The sequence below is a fragment of the Mycobacterium sp. E3298 genome, from assembly GCF_001666895.1.
Classification (GTDB): domain Bacteria; phylum Actinomycetota; class Actinomycetes; order Mycobacteriales; family Mycobacteriaceae; genus Mycobacterium.
In genome coordinates this window covers 1-2,075 of record NZ_LZJB01000474.1, presented here as the reverse complement: position 1 = coordinate 2,075, position 2,075 = coordinate 1, and the positions used below count along the sequence as shown (strand labels likewise).

Here is a 2,075-nt window from a genome sequence, read left to right as displayed (position 1 = left end):
GCGGCGCACCCGACGAATTCTGTTCCAGGGCATAGGAAACCACCACTGCCCCGATCGGCGCAGGCACGCTGAAGCCAGCCGGCGCGCCGGCGTTCGGGATGGCGGGCGCCGTCAGCGACGGCGCTTCGGGGATGGCGTTGAACAATCCCAGTGCAATGGGCCGCGGCGCGGGCACCTCAGTGTTGTTGAGTCCCAAGCCAAGCGCGTTGGTGACCGCGTGATCGGCCAGGTTGAGCTGGCTGCGCCTGCCGTCCCAGAGGAGCCAGGTACTGTTGCCGCTATCGACCAGGACGGCCTGTTTGGCGTCGAGTTTCGCCGCGCGGGCACCGCCGCTGTCGGGGCGTCCGGCGATCACCGTGACGCCGGTGCTGTGGATGGCGTGCGCCGTCCCGCCGATGCCGTCACACACGGTCCAGTTGGCATCGCGCGTGGTGTTTTGCACCATGCGCTCCGGTGCGCCCGGGATACCGATCAGGTTTCCGCGCGGAAACCGGTCCAGCTCGGTGCTTTTCACCGTTGTCGGGTTGACGGGCTTACCGACGATCAACCGGGCCGACGTCAGATTGAGCACCGGATGCAGCTGTTCGCCCACCCGCACGTACAGGGCGGCCGTCGACCGGTCGGCGAGCACGGCGTTGGTGCCCACCGTCCCGTTGGGACGGATCAGCGAGAACACGAAGCAGCCCGCCAGGCCGGTGGCGAGCAGGACCACGCCCATCAGCACCGCGCGCAACTGGGTGCGCAGCGGGTCGACCAGCATCCTGGTGTCGTGCAGGGCGATCCCGGAAGCGATGCGCCGCATCACGAACCGCCAGCCGCTGACCTGGTGCCGGGTGACGAAGCCGCGGCGATACTCGACCTTGTCGGGATTGTCGTTGACCGGCGTGCGCGACGCGAACGAACGCCGATCGTCGGATTCGGGATTCGTCATGCCGGCACCGACAGCCCGAGTCCGCGCAACAACGGCTCCACCGAGTTCTCGACGTCTTGGTCGGTGATCGTCATCAGCTCCTCGTCACTGAATTCCCCGGTGCCCGCGTGCTCCGAATGGTCGAGCCGGAATTCGCGCTCCTCCTCGGAGCGTTCGACGATGTTGCGGACGAATCGACCGTTACCGGCGATGTCCAGGTTGCGCCGCGAGATTCCGTTGGCGTCGGGCGTCGACTCGGTGGCCAGCTTGGTGAACAACGCCTCCATGTGGTCGAGCGCGGCCTGTTCGAAGACGCTGTCGCGCTGCTCGGCCATCTTGTTCGCGATCTCGACGAGTTCCGACGGTGCGTACGAAGGGAAGTCGATGTTGCGGGTGAATCGGGAACGCAGACCCTCGTTGGTGTCCAGGAACTTGTCCAGATCGGCCCGGTATCCCGCGATGATCACCACCAGCCGGTCGCGGTCGTTCTCCATCCGTGCCAGCAGGGTGTCGATGGCGACCAGCCCGAAGTCGTTCTTCGCGCCGGTGGCCACCAGGGCGTAGGCCTCGTCGAGGAACAGCACCCCATCGAGTGCGCTGTCGATGATCGCGTTGGTCTTGGCTTCGGTCTCGCCGATGTGCTGGCCGATCAGGTCGGCGCGGTGCACCTCGCGGATGTTTTCCCGCTTCAAAAGCCCGAGGCCGCAATAGATCTTGGCGACCACGCGGGCGATCGTGGTCTTACCGGTGCCGGGCGGCCCGGCGAACACGAGGTGGTGGGCGCGCTGTGCGACAGCGAGGCCGCGCTGCTTGCGCACCAGCTCCATGGCGACCGAGCTCTTCAGCCGCGACACCTGGTTCTTGACCTCGTCGAGGCCGATGAACTCGGCCAGCTGGACTTCGGCCTCGTGCAGCAACACGGCCTTGCGCTCGTGGGCCGCGGGATCGACGAAGTCCTCCGCGCTGGGCTCGGTGTCCGGGTCCCAGGGGTCGGTGCGCGCTTCGATCCGCGCCGCGGTGGTGGTCGCGATCCCAAAGCTGGTGTCCAACAGGGCCTGTTCGATCTGTTCGTTTTCCGGGTGGGCCGCGTACAGATCCTGGAGCACTTCGCTCGCCGACTCCTCGTCGACGTGCGCCCGCAACACCAGCGCCTTGGCCAGCGCCC

The 2,075-nt window shown here is 67.0% G+C and carries 1 protein-coding gene and 1 pseudogene; both read right to left on the bottom strand.

The features are described 5' to 3' along the window. On the bottom strand, window positions 1-931 hold a 931-nt coding region (eccB, locus tag A9X05_RS21715; RefSeq protein ID WP_067784003.1), incomplete at its 3' end, for a type VII secretion protein EccB. Further along, window positions 928-2,075: pseudogene (gene eccA3, locus A9X05_RS21710) on the bottom strand (type VII secretion system ESX-3 AAA family ATPase EccA3); the annotation flags it as partial. The gene eccB and the pseudogene eccA3, both read right to left, overlap by 4 nt.